Source organism: Photobacterium galatheae (genome assembly GCF_000695255.1).
GTDB classification, from domain to species: domain Bacteria; phylum Pseudomonadota; class Gammaproteobacteria; order Enterobacterales; family Vibrionaceae; genus Photobacterium; species Photobacterium galatheae.
The window spans coordinates 88,575-108,069 of record NZ_JMIB01000023.1; the positions used below are offsets into that span (position 1 = coordinate 88,575).

General features: G+C 48.8%; 16 protein-coding genes. 12 read left to right on the plus strand and 4 right to left on the minus strand.

Annotated features, from left to right (window positions below; translation table 11 throughout):
- Nucleotides 1–118 precede the first annotated feature (118 nt).
- Together moeA and moeB are read left to right on the plus strand one after the other, a co-directional pair.
- Nucleotides 119–1,354 (plus strand): molybdopterin molybdotransferase MoeA, encoded by a 1,236-nt coding sequence (moeA, locus tag EA58_RS11585; protein WP_036752766.1) that lies wholly within the window; start codon nucleotides 119–121, stop codon nucleotides 1,352–1,354.
- 24 nt (nucleotides 1,355–1,378) lie between these two features.
- Nucleotides 1,379–2,134 carry a molybdopterin-synthase adenylyltransferase MoeB gene (moeB, locus tag EA58_RS11590; RefSeq protein WP_036752768.1) on the plus strand — a complete coding sequence of 252 codons (756 nt, stop codon included), beginning with the start codon at nucleotides 1,379–1,381 and terminating at the stop codon, nucleotides 2,132–2,134.
- 90 nt (nucleotides 2,135–2,224) lie between these two features.
- Here the strand turns inward: moeB and EA58_RS11595 are convergent, their stop codons facing one another.
- On the minus strand, nucleotides 2,225–3,841 hold the full coding sequence (locus tag EA58_RS11595) for a peptide ABC transporter substrate-binding protein (protein WP_036752770.1): 1,617 nt from the start codon (nucleotides 3,839–3,841) through the stop codon (nucleotides 2,225–2,227).
- Nucleotides 3,842–4,098: 257 nt separating this feature from the next.
- On the minus strand, nucleotides 4,099–4,938 hold the full coding sequence (locus tag EA58_RS11600; protein ID WP_036752772.1) for a CvfB family protein: 840 nt from the start codon (nucleotides 4,936–4,938) through the stop codon (nucleotides 4,099–4,101).
- 276 nt (nucleotides 4,939–5,214) lie between these two features.
- Here EA58_RS11600 and EA58_RS11605 point away from each other — a divergent pair, with 276 nt between their 5' ends.
- On the plus strand, nucleotides 5,215–6,558 hold the full coding sequence (locus EA58_RS11605) for a hypothetical protein (RefSeq protein ID WP_036752774.1): 1,344 nt from the start codon (nucleotides 5,215–5,217) through the stop codon (nucleotides 6,556–6,558).
- 175 nt (nucleotides 6,559–6,733) lie between these two features.
- Nucleotides 6,734–8,203 carry a protein adenylyltransferase SelO gene (locus EA58_RS11610; RefSeq protein ID WP_036753008.1) on the plus strand — a complete coding sequence of 490 codons (1,470 nt, stop codon included), beginning with the start codon at nucleotides 6,734–6,736 and terminating at the stop codon, nucleotides 8,201–8,203.
- A gap of 63 nt (nucleotides 8,204–8,266) precedes the next feature.
- Here the strand turns inward: EA58_RS11610 and EA58_RS20950 are convergent, their stop codons facing one another.
- Complete coding sequence (locus EA58_RS20950; protein WP_051642038.1) at nucleotides 8,267–9,148, minus strand: putative PEP-binding protein; 882 nt, start codon at nucleotides 9,146–9,148, stop codon at nucleotides 8,267–8,269.
- A 247-nt stretch (nucleotides 9,149–9,395) separates the two neighbouring features.
- On the opposite strand from EA58_RS20950, the gene EA58_RS11620 reads away from it, so the two are divergent.
- The 5 genes from EA58_RS11620 to EA58_RS11645 all read left to right on the plus strand — a co-directional run bounded on the left by EA58_RS11620 (nucleotide 9,396) and on the right by EA58_RS11645 (nucleotide 14,748).
- The gene (locus EA58_RS11620; protein WP_036752776.1) at nucleotides 9,396–10,448 is read left to right on the plus strand and encodes a 3-deoxy-7-phosphoheptulonate synthase; all 1,053 of its coding nucleotides are present in this window, start codon (nucleotides 9,396–9,398) and stop codon (nucleotides 10,446–10,448) included.
- A gap of 80 nt (nucleotides 10,449–10,528) precedes the next feature.
- Nucleotides 10,529–11,014, plus strand: coding sequence for a YajQ family cyclic di-GMP-binding protein (locus EA58_RS11625; protein ID WP_036752778.1), 486 nt, complete (start codon nucleotides 10,529–10,531; stop codon nucleotides 11,012–11,014).
- A gap of 265 nt (nucleotides 11,015–11,279) precedes the next feature.
- Nucleotides 11,280–12,899: a glycoside hydrolase family 19 protein gene (locus EA58_RS11630; RefSeq protein WP_051642039.1), complete on the plus strand. Its 1,620-nt coding sequence runs from the start codon at nucleotides 11,280–11,282 to the stop codon at nucleotides 12,897–12,899.
- A gap of 229 nt (nucleotides 12,900–13,128) precedes the next feature.
- A complete protein-coding gene (locus EA58_RS11640; protein ID WP_036752783.1) occupies nucleotides 13,129–13,746 on the plus strand; it encodes a DNA-J related domain-containing protein in 618 nt (205 codons plus the stop codon).
- A gap of 159 nt (nucleotides 13,747–13,905) precedes the next feature.
- On the plus strand, nucleotides 13,906–14,748 hold the full coding sequence (locus EA58_RS11645; protein ID WP_036752785.1) for a pirin family protein: 843 nt from the start codon (nucleotides 13,906–13,908) through the stop codon (nucleotides 14,746–14,748).
- Nucleotides 14,749–14,822: 74 nt separating this feature from the next.
- Here the strand turns inward: EA58_RS11645 and lpxL are convergent, their stop codons facing one another.
- A complete protein-coding gene (gene lpxL / locus EA58_RS11650) occupies nucleotides 14,823–15,752 on the minus strand; it encodes an LpxL/LpxP family Kdo(2)-lipid IV(A) lauroyl/palmitoleoyl acyltransferase (protein WP_036752788.1) in 930 nt (309 codons plus the stop codon).
- A gap of 528 nt (nucleotides 15,753–16,280) precedes the next feature.
- Between lpxL and EA58_RS11660 the strand changes: the two genes are divergently transcribed.
- The 3 genes from EA58_RS11660 to EA58_RS11670 all read left to right on the plus strand — a co-directional run bounded on the left by EA58_RS11660 (nucleotide 16,281) and on the right by EA58_RS11670 (nucleotide 19,416).
- On the plus strand, nucleotides 16,281–16,574 hold the full coding sequence (locus EA58_RS11660) for a winged helix-turn-helix domain-containing protein (protein WP_036752794.1): 294 nt from the start codon (nucleotides 16,281–16,283) through the stop codon (nucleotides 16,572–16,574).
- A gap of 392 nt (nucleotides 16,575–16,966) precedes the next feature.
- Nucleotides 16,967–17,581: a DUF2760 domain-containing protein gene (locus EA58_RS11665; RefSeq protein ID WP_036753014.1), complete on the plus strand. Its 615-nt coding sequence runs from the start codon at nucleotides 16,967–16,969 to the stop codon at nucleotides 17,579–17,581.
- On the plus strand, nucleotides 17,581–19,416 hold the full coding sequence (locus tag EA58_RS11670; RefSeq protein WP_036752797.1) for an Hsp70 family protein: 1,836 nt from the start codon (nucleotides 17,581–17,583) through the stop codon (nucleotides 19,414–19,416). Before EA58_RS11665 ends, EA58_RS11670 begins: the two co-directional genes overlap by 1 nt.
- The last annotated feature ends 79 nt before the right edge of the window (nucleotides 19,417–19,495 follow it).

Below are 19,495 nucleotides of genomic sequence, written 5' to 3' on the forward strand. Positions count from 1 at the left end.
CGAAGGATACCTGTATTTGTGAACAATTACACCTCGTATTTACTGAGGTAATTCGTTCAATCGAGAATTTTTTGTCATAATAGTCAGCAATTAAGAATAAAGTGTGAAGGATGAGCAAATGGGATCATGTGATGCGCCTGGCTTAATGCCAGTAGAAACTGCGATTGAAAAAATGCTGACAGTCGTCCAACCAATCAGCAAAACCTCGACATTACCACTGGCAGAAACACTTGGTCGTGTGTTGGCAGCGGATCTGAAATCCCCCATCAACGTGCCGCCGTTTGCCAACTCTGCCATGGACGGTTACGCCCTGAAACGGGCTGATTTAGAGAAACAGGAGACCCTCACACTGAGCGGCCAATCCTTTGCCGGCACACCTTTCAGCGGCACTTGCCAGCCAGGGCAATGCATTCGCATCATGACAGGCGCCGAGCTTCCTGAAGGAACGGATACGGTCGTCATGCAGGAAGAGACAGAAAGCCAAGGCGATCAAATTCGCTTCCTCGCCAAACCGCAGGCCGGGGATAACGTTCGCCCGGTCGGTGATGACATCAAGCTGGGTGAGGTCGTTGTCGCTCAAGGCACCCGTATCACAGCACGCGAACTCCCCCTGTTCGCTTCGCTGGGAATTGCCGATATTCCTGTTTTCGAACGTCCAAAAGTCGCCTTTTTCTCCACGGGTGATGAACTGCGACCGCTGGGTGAACCTTTGGCAGCCGGTCAGATCTACGACAGTAATCGTTACGGCATTCGTGCCCTGCTGGATAAATTTGGTTGCGAAGTGTTGGACCTGGGGATTATTCCAGATGACCCAACGCAATTAGATGCAGCGTTTACCAAAGCCACCAGCGAAGCGGATGTCCTGATTACCTCTGGCGGTGTCAGTGTCGGAGAAGCCGACTATACCAAAGACATTCTGGCCCAACAGGGCGACGTGGGTTTCTGGAAGATTGCGATGAAACCGGGCAAACCTTTTGCGTTCGGAAAAATCAAAGACACCTGGTTCTGCGGTTTGCCTGGCAATCCAGTCTCAGCGATGCTGACCTTGTACCAGATCGTCCAGCCCATGCTGGCAAAACTGTCGGGCCACAGCCAGTATCAGCCGCCTCAGCGCTTGCCTGCTGTGGCCAGTACTGTCTTTAAAAAACGCCCGGGACGCACAGACTTCCAACGCGGTATCTATCATGTAAATGAACAAGGTCAGATTGAAGTCAAAACGACTGGAAATCAGGGGTCTGGGGCGTTCAGCTCTATGCATCAGGCCAACTGTCTTGTGATTCTTGAACAGGAACGTGGCAAAGTGCAACCCGGAGAGATTGTGACGATTGAGCCTTTTCACGCCAGTCTGTACTAAATATTCGTCGATCGGGAGTCCGAAATGGAAGAGTTATCTGATCAGGAAATGCTGCGCTATAACCGCCAGATCATACTGCGTCAGTTTGATTTTGAAGGTCAGGAAGCACTGAAAGCCGCCAAGGTTCTGATTTTGGGTGCAGGTGGCCTCGGCTGTGCAGCGAGCCAATATCTGGTCGCGGCAGGTGTCGGGCAAATCACGCTCATTGATGATGACAAGGTTGAACTGTCTAACTTGCAACGTCAGGTCCTACACCATGACGCGACAGTCGGCATGCTCAAGGTTGATTCGGCCAAACTGGCCCTTGCGCAGCTCAATCCACACAGTCAGATTCACACGATTGCCAAACGGTTGGATGATGCATCATTATTGCCTCTTATCGAAGAACACACCCTGGTACTGGACTGTAGCGACAACCTGCCAACCCGGAATCAACTGAACCGTTTATGTCATCAGACAAAAACGCCCTTGGTTTCCGGGGCCGCAATTCGAATGGAAGGTCAGGTCAGCGTCTTTACTTATCAGGACAATCAGCCTTGCTATGCCTGTCTGAGCAGTTTGTTTGGCGAGCAAAACCTGACCTGTGTTGAGGCCGGTGTCATGTCGCCTCTGGTGGGGATCATCGGCGCTGTTCAGGCGATGGAAACGATCAAAGTGATCGCCGCCATGGGAACACCAGTCACAGGAAAAATTCTGATGCTGGATGCCATGACCATGCACTGGCAGGAAATGAAGCTAATGAAACAGCCCTCTTGCCCGGTGTGCAGCACATCCAATTGAACCCTTTGCAACGCAAAAAATGAAATGCAACCTGTAAAACGCAAAGAGCCTGGCATGCCAGGCTCTTTTTATATGTCTTTCCTTAAAGGATTACTTCATCAGATAAAGATCACGGGTGTAACGATGTGACGAAGCATTCGTGGTCGAGTATCCCCCCACTTTCGGCGACTTAATAACCGTTTTCGTATAGAAGTACACAGGAATTGCTGGCATATCATCTGAGAAAATTCGCTCTGCTTCCTGGTAATACTTCTGACGTTCTTCCTCTGAACTTGCAGCTAATGCATTTGCCATCGCTTTGTCATAGGCATCATTCGCCCAGCGAGAATAGTTCATCCCCTTACTTTCAAAATAAGAGAGGAAAGTAGACGCCTCGTTGTAGTCCCCAACCCACGCATAACGCGCCAGGCTGAAGTCTTTTTGAGACAGTTTCTGCAAGAAGGTTTTCCATTCCTGATTCGCCAGCTCAACATCGACAGGTAAGCTCTGCTTCCACATCGACATCATCGCCAGTGCCAGTTTCTTATGCGCTTCATTGGTGTTATATACCAACTCAAACTTCAGCGGGTTGTCTTTAGTGTAACCCGCCTCTTTCAGCAGTTCACGCGCTTTTTGGTTCCGTTCTTTTTGCGTCAGATTCGCCCAAGGCAACGCTGGCGCATCAAACCCAGCGACTGCGGGAGGTGTCACGCCAAAGGCAGGAATCTGGCCTTGCCCCAAAATAATTTTCGTCACCACGTCGCGATCAATCGCATAGGCTAATGCCTTCCGTACACGAACATCATCAAATGGCTTCTTATTCAGGTTAAACAGATAGTAATAGGTTGCCAGAGACGGCATGGTGATCAGCTCATTCGGACGATCTTTCTTGATTTGTTTATACTGCTCCAGCGGGAACGTCGCAGTAATATCAATTTCACCGGTACGATAACGGTTGTATTCCGCAGTATCGTTTTCAATCGCCAGATAAGATGCTTTATTAATTACTGTTTTCGCATCATTCCAATATTTCGGGTTCCGAACCAGATCAATTCGCTCATTCACCACCCAGTTGGTCAGTGTATACGCACCAGAACTCACCATATGTTCTGGTCGTGTCCAGCTATCCCCAAACTGTTCAATGGCTTTACGATATACCGGGAAAGTAGACGGATGAGACAACATAATCACAAAGTAAGGTGTTGGCTGCGTCAACGTAAACTGAACTGTTTTGGCATCCAGCGCTTTCACACCCAAAGTTTCTTTATCTTTTTTACCATCGGTGATTGCAGCCGCATTCAGAATATTCGCTGTGGCCAGATACCATGAATAAGGTGCCGCAGAAGCAGGATCAGCATTTCGTTTGAAGCTATATTCCACATCTTGAGCCGTGAGCGGTTCACCATTTGACCACTGAATCCCTTCACGCAGGTGGAAAGTGACTGTCTTCCCATCGGCTGATGTTTCCCAATGAGTCGCCAACGCAGGAATCAGATTCCCCTCAGTATCTTCCGAGACTAATCCTTCAAATAAGTCACTGATAATTTTACTGCTGGAATCATCTGTGGTCATCGTCGGATCCAGAGTTGGCACTTCCGTCCCAACGCCCCAAACGATTTCTTGCTTCTTGGCCAATGTAACGCCAGCCGGGACATCTGCAGCAAAAGTCGCACCAGAGAACATCAATGCGATGCCTGCTGCCAGTGCTTTCATTTTCATTCCTTGCATATTTATTCCTTGTCACATGTTGTGTTGTCAGATTGAAAAAGACCTTGGATGGGCGCCTGACAGATATGACTTTCAGTGGTATTCCGTACCACTGCTCTCTTTAAAATTCACGCTAGGGATCGCTGTATTTTCAGGGACTTGAAGTGTCAGCGATGCCTAATTGCTATAAACATACGCTGATTATAAAAAAGAGGGAATAGCAGAAGTCACAAAAAAGCCGGCGTCTATCACCGGCTTGTGTCAGCGTTGCAGCCTTTTCAGTTATCGTTGAGACGGATCCCGCCATTTTCTATCAGAAGGACGCCTTTCTTATAAAGTCCGCCAATCGCTTTCTTAAACGTCGCTTTACTGGTGCGGAACACTTGAAAAATCTCTTCCGGAGACGACTTATCACTCAGCGGAATAAAACCACCCTGACGCGCTAATTCTGACAGAATTTTATCTGCAATATCGTCAACCTTTGCTTTCCCAGCTTTCTGAAGGGATAAATTAATTTTGCCATCAGGACGAATGTCTTTGATATACGCCTTCAATCGCTTACCGACAAAGAGTTTTCCGAATGACTCCGTTTTGAAAAGTAGTCCCCAGTGCAGTCCTTCAATGACCGCTTTATAACCCAAATCAGTGACTTCAGCGATCAAGACCTGAACTTCCTGACCCACCTGATACTGATGGGGAGTTTTATCCAGAAAGCGATTAAATTTCGTCGAACCGACAATCCGGCCAGATGCTTTGTCCGTATAGACACGGACCATAATCATTTGCCCCACTTCCAGACGACGACGCTGCTCACTGAACGGAACCAGCAAGTCTTTTTCCAGCCCCCAGTCAACAAAGGCACCGACACCGGAAATACCCACAACTTTCAGTTGGGCAAAATCGCCAACCTGAGCCAGCGGCTGCTTTGTGGTTGCAATGATGTCATCTTCCGAATCAAAGTAGATGAACACTTCCAGGTTATCTCCCAGAGCGGTTCCTTCTGGAACGGACGATTTAGGCAGTAAAATATTGCCGAAATCCTCACCACCATCCAGAAACACGCCAAAATCTACAACTTTCACGACTTCCAACGTGTTGTACTGACCAATTTTAATCATAAATATGTCACTCTCAGGGTAAAATAATCCGGCGAATGTCCGCCTCTTTCTCCTGCTCAGGCAAGTTCTGACAAAAAGATGATGCTGCACTGGAGAAAGCACGCTATTTTGAAACGCGCATTATACGTGATGTTGATTCAGCCTGCCTGACCAAAAACAGACTTTCTGAACAAAAAACATGCTGTCGTGCCATAAGCGCTTGTCGAGTGGTGCTATTGCCCGGCTGCTTCAGCTAACATTGTTTGAACAAACCAACTTGCGAGGAATATCTTTAAAGTGATCACCGTTGAAAAGAAAGATGGCCATAACCTGAAACTGTCCCATGTCATTCATGAGGCTAAAAATCGTCAGCTTGATGTGTTTCTTTTCATCCCCGGTGAGCTTGGCCTGAACGCTAACATCATGTCTGAAGATGAGTTTTACCACAATGTCATTCACGGTAAGCGTACATACTTTAGCGATGTCCATCATCTGCCTTTAGTCCACAGCCGCCTGGCCAGCCGGGGCAACCTGTCTTCTGGCCAGTACCGCTTAAGTTTGAGTTTATTTGCTTACCAGTACGCAGTCGCACTGGAAGAAACCATTCACCAGCTTCTTGATGAAAAAGTAGAACGAACCACAGAGGAACTGGAAGAAGTCGCCAGCATTTCAGCCGGGATACTGAAACGGCTTCGCAGAAATGTCCCTACCGATGAAGAACTGCTGAAATACTATCAGAACATTGATAACTACTTGTCGTGGTTTACAGAGCAACGCTTTCTCTCGCTGGTGGCTCACCTGCCCCGTAGCGAAAACTATGGTGAAATCAAAAACCTTTTCCTGGACTTTTGTCAGGCAGAATCTGAGCATCGTTTAACAAACAGCTATAATTCTGAACGTGCAGCTGCCGATCCAACGCGAATGTCCAACAAAATGCGACTGCTTCGCCGTTTGATTGAATATCCGGTGACCATGAAAGAAAACACCACCGTCCTCGGCAATACAACGAAGAAAGTTGTGACCGGGTTTGCAGCCGGTTTTGTGATGATCTTTGTCACCATCATGCTGATTGAGGCACGCGGTGTACTGGGCGACATTACCGCCTCTTTTATTCTGGTGCTTTCCGTCATTTATGCAGCACGTGAAGTTTTCAAAGATGACCTTAAGCAAGCACTTTGGCGCTGGGTTCGGAAAGGCAAACCCAAATGGCGGAAGCAGTTTTTCGACAGTAATAGCAACAAACTGATTGGCAGACAACTGGAATGGCTTGAATACATGCGATTCGATGATCTGGAAGACGGTGTCAGAAAGGCGCGTAAGCATAAGGTTTCGGCGAAAGAAGAAACCATTCTGCATTACAAAAGCACCACACGAATGTCGACAACCAAATTTTTGACCGGTTACGAGCAGACGAAAGAGTCAATCCTGTTTGATCTGCGTTTTCTGTCAACGCTGATGGAAAAAGGCTCGCAGAAAATTTATATCATGCGAGACGGTCAGGTTGCCCGAGAGTCGGTTGAAAAACGTCACCTGATCAACCTGATCACTTGTGAGAGCGATGAAGATCAGGAGCCGAAAATTCAGCGTTGGAAAATTATCATGAACCGCTCGAAAATTGTTGATATCGAAGCGATTGACTGAACTCACTCAAACTTCCCGCTGCACTGACAGCCGGGTTGGCCTCTCCTATGCTTAATGCAAAGGGGGAGGCCCGCCATCTGCTGCGATTAGCCCTACTTTTTGTCCCTTGTTTACCGCCGACAAGTTGTTACCCTAAATGACTGTCTACCCGTCCTTTATTTCTATGGCACCAAGCATGCGTAAACTGACCGAACTGATTTTTAACAATACTTACAGTGAATTACCCAGCCATTTTGGAACACGCATAACGCCCCAACCGCTGGATAACCCGTCTCTGGTCAGTGTCAATCCTATGATTTGCGACCTGCTTGAGCTGGATCCCGCTGAAGCTAACACACCGTACTTTGCTGACATTTTCACGGGCAATGATGACTTATCAGGATTTGAGCCCATCGCCATGAAATACACCGGACATCAGTTCGGGCAGTACAACCCGGATCTGGGCGATGGCCGCGGCCTGCTGATGGGGGAAGTTCTGACATCAGCAGGCAAAAAATGGGATATTCACCTGAAAGGCTCAGGACAAACGCCCTACTCCCGGATGGGAGACGGACGGGCTGTTCTGCGTTCAAGCATTCGGGAATATCTGGCCAGTGCTGCCATGAAAGGCCTGGGAATTCAGACCACCCACGCATTGGCTGTGCTTGTCAGCGACACGCCCGTTTACCGGGAGAAAGCAGAACAAGGCGCGACCCTGATCCGGGTTGCAGAAAGCCACCTGCGTTTCGGTCACTTTGAATATCTGTTTTACACCCAACGCCATGAAGATCTGAAATTACTGGCTGATTATCTGATCAAACACCACTTTTCGGATCTTCGTGATCACCCATCCCCATATGCCGTCATGTTTCAGCGCATTGTCGATCTGACTGCTGTGTTGATTGCCGACTGGCAAGCTGTCGGCTTCGCGCATGGCGTGATGAACACAGACAATATGTCTGTGCTGGGCCTGACATTTGATTACGGACCTTACGGCTTTCTGGATGATTATCAGCCAGGCTTCATCTGCAATCATTCCGATTACACCGGACGCTATGCCTTTAATCAGCAGCCCTCAATTGCGCTCTGGAACCTGTCTGCACTGGGATATGCCCTGACGCCTCTGCTGGATAAAGCAGAAATCGACACAGCCCTGCATAGCTACCAAACCCGGCTACAGCAGGAATACAGCATTCGAATGAGAAACAAGCTGGGGATCATGGAACGGCATGAAGAAGACAGTGCGCTGTTCAGTCAGATGTTTGATCTGCTAGCAACTCAAGCCGTGGACTACACACTATTTTTCCGGATTCTATCGACAATCCCAGCCAGCCAGCTATCCGGTAGCCACCCCCTGTTTTCTGAAATCATCCGTGATATGGCTCCCCTTCAGATATGGCTCAACGCCTATGCCAAACGCCTCACACTGGAACAACAGAGTGACGAATCACGCCTTGCGCTCATGCGTTTGCACAATCCGAAATTTATTTTGCGGAACTATCTGGCCCAAACAGCAATTGAACAGGCAGAAAAAGGCGACTACAGCATGATCGACGACTTACTGACCGTACTCGCTCGCCCATATGATGAACACCCGGCATTTGAACATTTCGCAGCCAAACCACCTGAATGGGGAAAAACACTGGAAATCAGCTGCTCTTCCTGATTGCTACATAACACCTGGATTCCGCAGAAAAGGAGCCGAATCACGGCTCCATTGAAAACGTGATTAACTCTGTGATGTACAAATCACACGACTGACATCTTGCTCTGTCAACCAGCGACGGACGGCAACATCTTGAACCGCCTGGCCCATAAAATCACAGGGTTTTCCAACATCCCGACTCATCTTCAAAGCTCGCTGAGCCAGATAAATCACCGCATCGTTCTGCTGACAGGCATAATCCAGTGCCGTATTTCCCGGATCAATCGCCAGCGAAAATTGCGCCAGTTGATCCAAATCGATCACCATGCCGTCAAAGTAATGCAGAAATTTGTCGGCCATCACGGCATTGGCCGGTAAGTCACACATAAAATGCACCTGCAGCCCGCCTTTGCCTCGGAAAAGTCCTTGCTCAGCGAGTAAATCATGCACAGAAGCAGCATCACTGTATGTGCGGACAAACGGAATGACAATCGCCAGTGGTAAATCACCCGTAACCAAACGCAAGCGCTTGATGAGATCGCACTGGAATGCAAATAACTTTGCCCACTCAGGCCGAAGATATCGCGACACACCGCGCACGCCCATCAGCGGATTTTCTTCCTTTCCTTCAGGCTGATTCACGTATGGCTGAGGTTCCCCCAGTTCAGCACCACTGAGTTTTATCTTCAACACAGGCCGAGTCTGCCCCGCGGCAATACGCTTTTGGGCAAAGTCTGACAAAACCTGTACCAGTTGTTCAACGCGCTCCGTCTCAATCGCCGGCATTTCTCGCGGTGCATCTGACTGGCAGAATGCATCCGGATGAATGCCAATATCTGCCATACACGCATCCAACGCGATAAATTCCAACTGAGTCGCCTGCGCTCTGGTCGCATCCATCTGTGCACAGCGCGTCACTGTCATCTGCTCAGACAAACCGTCAACGACTTCTTTTGACTTCTCCATGTCCGGACTCTCCTTCTTCCTTCTCCACCAGCCTTGCTATATTTAACCATTGTGATACCGATAAACAACATCACAATCCCTTTTCATGTCATCGCATCATTTTTCGGCAACATGAAAAATTTTCATTGACTCAAACCCGTACAAACGCACGCGATAAAAGCAAGGGAAATGAAACGTTTGGTTTATTCCTGTGGCCTTTTAGGCTATCTTTACGCGTCACCATGTTATACCTGAAAGCAGGCGGATTATGCCAAGAAAAACCGATGAACTTCGTACTGTCAGTCTGGGACGGATGCCCTCTCCTGACGAAGTTGAAGCAGCTCACCCCATCTCAGATGCTATCGCCGAACACGTCGACCGCTCCCGCAGAGAAATTGAAGACATCCTGACCGGTCGAGATGATCGCTTACTTGTGATCATCGGCCCGTGCTCCGTTCATGATACAGAAGCTGCGCTGGATTATGCCCGCCGTCTGCTCGACCTGAAAGTGCAATACCAGGATAAGCTCTGTATTGTCATGCGAACTTACTTCGAGAAGCCACGTACTGTCGTCGGCTGGAAAGGTCTGGTTTCTGATCCCCATCTGGATGGTAGTCTGGATTTAGTCGCTGGTTTATACAAAGCCAGAAAACTATTGCTCGATATCAACCAAATGGGTATGCCAACCGCGACTGAATTTTTGGACATGATCACCGGTCAATACATTGCCGATCTGATCAGTTGGGGAGCCATTGGCGCCCGCACCACTGAATCACAAATCCACCGTGAAATGGCCTCTGCTTTGTCCTGCCCGGTTGGCTTTAAAAACGGAACAGATGGCAATGTGAAAATTGCCATTGATGCGATACGAGCCACCCGGGTTCCGCATGTATTCTGCTCCCCAGCCAAAAATGGGGAAATGACTATCTACAAAACAGCCGGTAACCCTTATGGCCATGTCATTCTTCGTGGTGGAAAAATGCCAAACTACCACGCAGAAGATATTCAGGCTGCCTGTGATGCCCTCGCAGACTACGATCTCCCTACCCGATTGATCGTAGATTTCAGCCATGGCAATTGCCAGAAACAACACAAACGACAGCTAGATGTTGCCGCAGACATCTGTCAGCAACTCAAAAACGGTAGCCGCTACATTGCCGGCATTATGGCCGAAAGCTTTATTGTTGAGGGCAACCAGTCTCTGGAACAAGGATTAGAAAGTGGCCTGACCTATGGTCAATCTGTCACGGACCCATGTATCAACTGGGAAGATACCGTCGACCTGATTCAAATGCTGGCTGCAGCGGTTCAACATCGCTGATTCAGTCAAGTGCAACTACCTTTAAGTCAGCGTTTTATGATATAAAACGCCCATTAACATTGATGAGCAGGAATTAAACCATGCCTTCTTTTGATATCATTTCTGAAGTCGACACCGTTGAACTGAAAAACGCGGTCGATAACAGCAACCGAGATCTGGAAACCCGTTTTGACTTTCGCAACGTTGAAGCGTCATTCAGCCTGAACAAAGAAATTGTCAAAATTTCTGCTGAAGCTGAATTTCAGATATTGCAAATGCGCGATATCCTGCGTGCAAACCTGGCCAAGCGTGGCGTTGATGCCCGTGCCATGGAAACCAAAGATATCGCCCATTCTGGGAAAACCGTCTCGCAGGAAGCTCTGTTTAAACAAGGCATCGATACTCCCATTGCGAAGCAACTGGTAAAAATGATCAAAGATTCCAAAATCAAAGTGCAAGCCTCCATTCAGGGTGACAAAGTGCGTGTCACCGGTAAAAAACGGGATGACTTGCAAGCTGCCATGGCGCTGGTGCGTAATGCTGAAGAACTGGATAAACCCTTCCAGTTTGATAACTTCCGTGACTAAACCTGACCAGCCTTCGGGAAGGCAAACATCTTGCCTTCCTGTTCATATTCCCCTTTTCCTGCCAACTTTTTACACAACAACAATTAAGTTGTAGCTCAATATCACAACTTCCAGGCAATAACGCCGGAGCTGCATGATTTCCTCTTGAATCCAATCACAATTTGTCATTTCTCCTCAGGACAAATGCGTGATAAGCGATACCTTGAATGCAATTTATATTTTCCGGCTTGCTTGCCGGCTTTTTCATGCACGAAAGGAACCAAAGATGAAACAAAAACTGTCCCCTCAATGGGCACTCAGGACCTTACTGGTCAGTAGTGCCCTCTTCTCAGCCAGTGTCTTGGCAACCGCCAACTACAGTGTGAATGGCATCTATCAGGCCGGAGAGCAAGTGCTTTATCAGGGCGTCACCTATGAAGCCCTCAGAACCACTGAGAGTGAGTCTCCAGAGAGTCATCTGGGTGATGCCTGGAAGCAAATCACGACACAGGCAACCACTGCATCAGTTGCCAGCTATCCGGCGTACTCAAACAGTGCAACCTATGTAGGTGGTGATCATGTCTCCTACAACGGACAAATCTACAAAGCCAAATGGTGGACACAAGGGGAAGCGCCAGATGCAACGCCAGGCACTGGCGTCTGGGAATGGGTCAGCGTGGATAACAATCCGGATCCAGGCCCGGGCCCGAACCCTGACCCAACGCCGGACCCGACCCCCTCCAATGGCATCATCGGACAAAACCCGGATGGCAGCTACATCATGAGCAAAACCTATCTGGATAATCGTGAGGCTGAACTGACCAGCTCACCAGAATTTGCCAACGTCTTTGAATCAATCAGCACACGTGACAATGCCGTCGTCGAAGCTGTTGTTCCGGGCGCTTCCACCAACCCGGATAACGTCAAACGTGTTGAATCACTCATCAATGAACAGAAATGGGATCAGCTATTCCCGGAACGGAACGCGGCATACACCTACACCAATTTTCTGAAAGCCGTTGCCAAATTTAAAGGCTTCTGTGCAACTTATACTGATGAGCGTGCCGCCCAATCTGATGATATTTGTGCGAAATCACTGGCTGTCATGTTCGCCCATTTCACTCAGGAAACAGGGGCACATAACCCGCACTCACCTTACGAAGAATGGCGTCAGGGCTTGTTCTTTGTCCGTGAAGCAGGTTGTTCAGATGATGCAACCTCTTGCGGTTACAACAGTGAATGTGCAGCAACAAACTGGCAGACAGAACAATGGCCATGCGGTAAAAACCCAGACGGCAGCTATGTGAAATACTTTGGTCGTGGTGCAAAACAACTGTCATACCACTATAACTATGGTCCATTCTCTGACTTCATCTTCAATGATGTGAATGTACTGCTTCAGGACCCAGATCGTGTTGCTAACAGCTGGCTGAACCTAGCCTCTGCGGTATTCTTCTTTGTTTACCCGCAGCCACCAAAACCTTCGATGCTACACGTGATTGACGGCACCTGGCAGCCAACAGCCACAGACATTGCCGAAAAACGTGTTCCGGGCTTTGGTGTCACCACCATGATCATCAATGGAGGTATTGAATGTACGCTGGAGACAGAAAAACCACAGTCGGTGAACCGTATCAAATACTATCAGGGTCATGCCGCGGCACTGGGTGTCCCTGTACCGGCTGATGAGCAATTAGGCTGTGCCGGTATGAAAGCATTTAAGAAAACCGGAGACAATACATTTGGCCTGTACTGGGAAAATGACTGGAGCTACTACCCGGATAACCCAGGTGGCAGCAGCTTTGCCTGCCGAATTGAATCTGGTTACCAAACGGCTCACACGACCCTGAAAAAAGGTGATTACACCAAATGTGTCCAGAAATATTATGGTGTCACCGTTGAGTAATATATCACTTTCCAATTGAGTGACTTTCCAAAGCCGGCGCGATAAAAGCCCGGCTTTTTCAATTCAATCCGATGAAAATATTCATGCTGTGACACCGATTCCCCTATCTGAGACCAAGTCACTGATTTTTTTGGGTCTGACATCTGGCTTTGCTAAAGTGCAACAGTCGGAGCGTTCTAAAAACGATTCGACACATCAAACTCGCTTTTATCACTGATGGAAATACCGAATGACATTGCCCGAGCGCACTTCTGACGATCAACCGGAAAACCCACTCATCTGGTCAATTTTAGGTTTACTGGAAAAACAACACGATGGCTGGATGGTCCACACGATGGCAGGTGCGCTGAAGCAACAGGGCCTGATCAATACACTGGACGAGGTTCCCGAACAGGATCTGTTTAAGCGAAACTTTTTATTAATGAACGCCCTGTACCAGCTTCAGGAAATGCTACTCCCCAAACAATGGCTGCAGGCTCAAGCCATGGATATCAAACTCATGGCAAATTCGGGTCAGCAACAAGTCGATACGGATGATCCTTTGCGGGAGTATTATCTTGACTGGCAAAACTATGAAGCAGATACCAACGCCATCCGTGAACTCTTGTCCTCATTCTGGAAACGATATCAAAAGCATATCGGCAACCTCAGCGTCACAACCAATGCCTCCTGGCAACAGGATCTGGCCATTCTGGAGCTGACCACTGAAGCCAGTCCTGCTCAAATCCGCCGCCAGTGGCGTAAACTGGCGCTTCGCTGGCATCCCGACCGACCGGGAGGAGATACTGAGAAATTCCGTCTGGCCTGCGAAGCATGGCAACGTATTCAAAGTCGTCTTCACAGTTAATCCCCAGGCTCCGCATGCCATTTCAGCAGGAGCCACGCCTCTTATTCAATTTTTTCAAATAAGCTGTTCGTCGGGTTCAACTGTTCTGCCACACAGAGCCGACGTACACTTTTGAAGAAATCCCGGCCAGCAGCCGGAACCTGAAATTTGGAGGCAATCATGGCAATCAGACAAATTCAAAGCATCCTACGCGCTCACCCAACTTCTGATGGAGATGGCGTCAAAATTCAGCGTGTACACGGCTTCGAAAATGCGGCTTTTTCACCTTTCCTGATGCTGGATGAACTGAAATCCGACCAGGCAGCCGACTATGTTGGCGGATTTCCACCACACCCACACCGTGGCATAGAAACCCTGACTTACATGCTCAAAGGACACTTTCAGCATCAGGATCACATGGGAAATCGCGGTGAATTAAAAGATGGCGGCGCTCAGTGGATGTCTGCCGGGAAAGGGGTCATCCATAGTGAAATGCCTGTCATGACTGACGGCCAGCTGCATGGCTTCCAGATTTGGATTAACCTGCCAGCCCGTAAAAAGATGCAGCCGGCCCAGTATCATGACTTTCAATCCGACGTCATTGCTGAAAAACAGTTAAGTCGAAACAATCTGATCCGGGTGATCGCCGGTGATCTCACCATTGAGGGTGACACCGTCACAGGTCCATTACAGGAAACCGGTGTGCCCACCACAATTGCCGACTGGCAAACCACTGCTGGCGGACAATTAAATTCCTGTCTGAACCCAGACTTTCAGGCCATGCTTTATGTCTATCAAGGTGCGATTGAAATTGATGGCCGAACCGCAAACGCTGGCGAACTGGTCATCCTGGATGCAGGAGAAGGACTGTCGGTCACAGCAACACAGGATACGGGCATGCTGTTACTTTCTGGTCTGCCGATCCATGAACCGGTTGTCCATTACGGCCCTTTTGTGATGAACAGCATAGATGAAATAGAACAAGCGATTCATGATTATCAGACGGGTACCCTGACAGACTGAGTCCCTGACCTAAGCTTTATACTTTGCTCATCACAAAACAGCCCGCAAATGCGGGCTGTTTTCAGTCTTGTCGATCAATAAAGAGATGATTCACCTTCCGGGCGGGTCTTAAACCGACGGTGCAGCCACATATACTGCTCAGGCGCTTCCAGAATGACAGGTTCAACGGCATTTTTATTGATAAATGCCGCCGCCGCATCCGGATCTTTATGCGGGAAGCCTTCCAGTGGCTGATAAATTTTCAGTGTGTACATACCGTCATCCGTATCACGGACAATTGCAATTGGCACGATGGCACATTGAGTCGCATCCACCAGAATACTGGTGCCTGTCGTGGTACAGGCTTTATCAACAGCAAACAAAGGCGCAAAAGTAGAGCGGCGACGACCGTAGTCATGATCCGGTGCATACCAGACACGCTCTCCTTCACGGAGCGCACGGAACATCCCTTTCACATCTTTCCGATCCAGCATATAGCGGTTCGACCTGACCCGGCCATGAAACTGAAAATAATCAAAACATGGGTTATTGTTTGGGCGGTATACGCCAACGCCCGGAGCTCGTAATCCAAATGCACGAGCACCAATTTCCAGATTCATTGAATGCGCTGCGACCAGCAACACACCGCGGCCTTCTTTTTCCAGCGCGTCCAGATATTCGACACCTTCGAAACGAACGTGACGTTTAAATCGCCAGTCCGGCCAGAACCAGGCCATCCCAGTTTCGAATAACGCCAGACCAGCGTTATCAACATTCTTCTTGATCAGTGCTTCGCGTTCAGCTTCTGACATCTCAGGAAAACAAAGTTCAAGATTACGTTCAATCGTATAACGACGTTTTTTCAGCAGTTTAATCGCCAGTCGGCCGATGCCCTTCCCCATCAAAAACTGAATTCGGTATGGCAGTAAACTGATGAGCTTCATAGTGCCAATCATCAGCAAAGTCGGCCAGTATCGGGGATGAAGAAACGCAGTTTTAAATTCCGGTGCCGTCAGTTTGCTCATAACAGAGACGATTTTCCTTATTATTTAAAGCCAAGCCTGCACTGTCATCGTCACGGCAGACAGGAAAAGAACAATGCATTGTATACCAGCATCTTCAGCATGCAAGAATGACGATAGCTGGTCAGCCCACAGTGCACAGCAAGTCAAAAAAGAAAGCCACCCGAAGGTGGCCAGTTGAAAGTTATTTTTATCGTCATTGTTATAGTTATCCTTATATCCCTGCAAAGTTTCAGCGCTTCCCCTAAGCCCTGCGCAGTGATAAAGGCTTCCCTCTACACATCGAAATCCTGTTGGCTCAGCCGTCGCTCTGTTGCGAGCGGATACGAGCCTGGTTTCTGTGTTTATATATGCACCAATCGCGCCAACTTTTCCGACTCTCATTTTTCAATCACATACGGCTGGCATTCACAAGAACACTTCAGTGACTGTAAAAAGACCTGACACCTCTCCCTGCTTGTTCATCCGCTCCGGAAATAGTGTTAACCTGAAGCTCCGGGCCAAAAATGAAAGGGAGTTCACACCGCAGCCATGTCTATTAGCAAAACAAAATCAAGCTTTTACCGTCGCCTGTATGTGGCTCATCTCATCGATCAAGGCATTGCCACCGTACCTGCTCTGCTTGAATACACCGGCATGCCCAGACGAACCGCACAGGACACCATAAAAAGCCTGTCAGATCTGGACATTACCTGCGAATTTAAACAAACAGAAGGTGAACGCCACCGGATTGGGCGCTATGAAATACTTGATTGGGGCGCCATCAATAAACAATGGATCGAAGAGAATCTGACCGAGATAAAATCCGTATTAGATTATCCCTAAGCAAATAGCCATTTTGTCATGAGTCGCAACTTGCAACTCATATTGCAATGCAATTTGCGCTCTTTTTAAATCGACACCTTCAGTCGGTTCCACAAAGCGTCAAAAAATAGACTAAAAAGAAGATGGGATGTCGGAAAAAACAATCACAGGTCGATTTACACTTGAGGTTTCGCAGGCATACCATCATTTGATGCAGCCAATGACAGAAAATTGTCATATTGACTTGGTTGCAAAATAACCTAAGGGACTGTTTCTCACGAAAATAGCGCTAAAAATCGCGTACTCACTGGCAATATTAGCAATGTGTTGTGTTAGTATTCGGCCAAATTTTTCCAATAAGACAGTTTGTCACGGACAAAGAGAAGACGAATATGGCTTTAGACTTTTCAAAAATGACAGTGGATCTATCCGCAATGCCAACCACGATTGATATGGGACATGCCTGGCTGGCCGCCCTGGTTGTGATTCTTCTGCTACTTTATGTCACGAAGAAAGGCAAAACGGTAGAGGTTGAAAAAATCGTTGAGAAAGAAGTCGAAGTTGAAAAGATTGTTGAAGTCGAGAAACCAGTCGAAAAAATTGTAGAAGTAGAAAAGATTGTCGAGGTCGAGTCTAAACTCAAAACCGCAACCCCGGATGCTGCATTACAACTGCTGTCTCTGTTGCAAAAAGAAGCCCGTTTTATCGACTTTATGCAGGAAGACCTGAAAGGCTTTGCTGATGCTGAAATTGGCGCAGCGGCCCGTGTTATTCACGAAGGCGGTAAGAAAGTCCTGGATGAGTATTTCCGTTTTGTCCCGGTTCGCAGTGAAGACGAAGAAAGCCGCGTCACTTTACCGGAAGGCTTTAATGCTTCTGAAGTACGCCTGACTGGCAATGTCGTCGGCAATGCCCCATTCACAGGCACACTCATTCATCGCGGCTGGAAAGTCACTGACGTTCATTTGCCTAAAATGGCAGAAGGACATGATCCACATATCCTCGCTGCTGCTGAGGTAGAGCTATAATGCAAGAAATTCAAGAACATAAATACAGTGTGGGGATCGACTTAGGTACAACCCACTGCGTTCTGTCTTATGTTGATTTACAACAGGACGAAGCCCCCGTTCAAATCATGCCGATTGCCCAACTCACCGCACCTGGCAGTGTCGAGGAAAAATCGCAGTTGCCTTCGTTTATGTATCAGGCACATGAATCTGAACTTGCGCCAGGTGATACCGCATTACCCTGGGATGCGCAGCCGAATGCAATTGTCGGTGCTATGGCCCGTAGTCTGGGCAGTAAAACACCGATTCGTCTGATTGCCAGCGCCAAAAGCTGGCTTTGCCATGGCGGCGTGAACCGACGGGATGCATTCCTGCCATTGAACGCACCGGAAGAAGTGGAAAAAGTATCCCCCCTTGAGGCCACTCGTGCGTACCTGAGCCATCTGGCGAAAGCATGGAATCACCAGCACCCGGATGCGTCTTTATTTGAGCAGGATGTCACCATCACGGTTCCGGCATCTTTCGACCCGGCCGCACGCGATCTCACGGCTGAAGCAGCACGTGAAGTCGGCTTTCAGCATCTGACATTGCTGGAAGAACCACAAGCAGCGGTTTATAGCTGGATTAAAAACAACGACGAAACCTGGCGGGATCAGGTCAGCGTTGGTGATATTGTGCTTGTGGTCGATATTGGCGGTGGTACCACAGACCTATCGCTGGTTGCAGTCACGGAAGAAGACGGCAACCTGACGCTGAATCGTGTCGCGGTTGGCGATCACATTCTGCTGGGCGGCGATAACATGGATCTGGCACTTGCCTTCCGACTGAAAGCCAAACTCGCCCAAGAAGGTAAACAGCTTCAGCCGTGGCAGATTCAGGCGATCACCCATGCCTGCCGGGATGCGAAAGAAGCACTGCTGAGCGACGAAAACCTGCGCGCTGTGCCGATCGTCGTTCCGAGCCGCGGTTCGAAACTGCTGGGCGGCACCCTGCAAACCGAACTGACCCAGGAAGAAGTACAGCAAACACTGGTTGAAGGCTTCTTCCCGCAAACCAGCATCGAAGAACACCCGGTTGAAATGCAGCGTGGCGCCCTGACTCAAATGGGTCTGCCTTATGCGCAGGATGCCGCCATTTCGCGCCATATTGCCGGATTCCTGAGTCGTCAGTCTTCTGCGGTTGATGAGCTGTTTGACAGCTTCGAACAAATCCACGAAGGCTTTATCCGCCCGACCGCAGTGCTGTTTAATGGGGGGGTGCTGAAATCTGATCTGCTCTCACAACGCCTGATGTCCATTATTAACCAATGGTTGACCACAGGTGGTAGTGCTGAAGCAATACGCCTGCAAGGGTTGGATTTAGATCTGGCTGTTGCACACGGTGCTTCTTATTACGGTTCTGTTCGTAAAGGAAAAGGCGTTCGTATCCGTGGTGGTATCGCCAGCAGTTACTATGTCGGAATTGAAAGCGCCATGCCAGCGATTCCGGGGATGGAGCCACCTGTTGAAGCCCTGTGTGTCGCACCTTTCGGGATGGAAGAAGGCAGTCAGGCTGATGTGCCAAGCCGAGAGTTTGGTCTGATCATCGGCCAACCGGTTACATTCCGCTTCTTCGGTTCAACCGTCCGTCGTGAAGACGCACCAGGAACCCTCTTGGACTGGTGGCAACCTGAAGAACTGGAAGAACTCCCTGCAATTCAGGTCACTTTGCCGGTTTCCGATGGCCGAAGCGCCGGTGAAATCGTACCGGTGAAACTTGCCGCCCGTGTAACTGAACTGGGTACATTATGCCTGGAAGCCATTCCGACCGATGGTGGTCAGAAGTGGCAAGTCGAGTTCGACGTTCGGGATAACTAAGTTCTACACAACTTTCTTTCTAACGGCGCATCAATTTGCGCCGTTATTTTACCCGGCCCCAGCACAACACAATCACCAC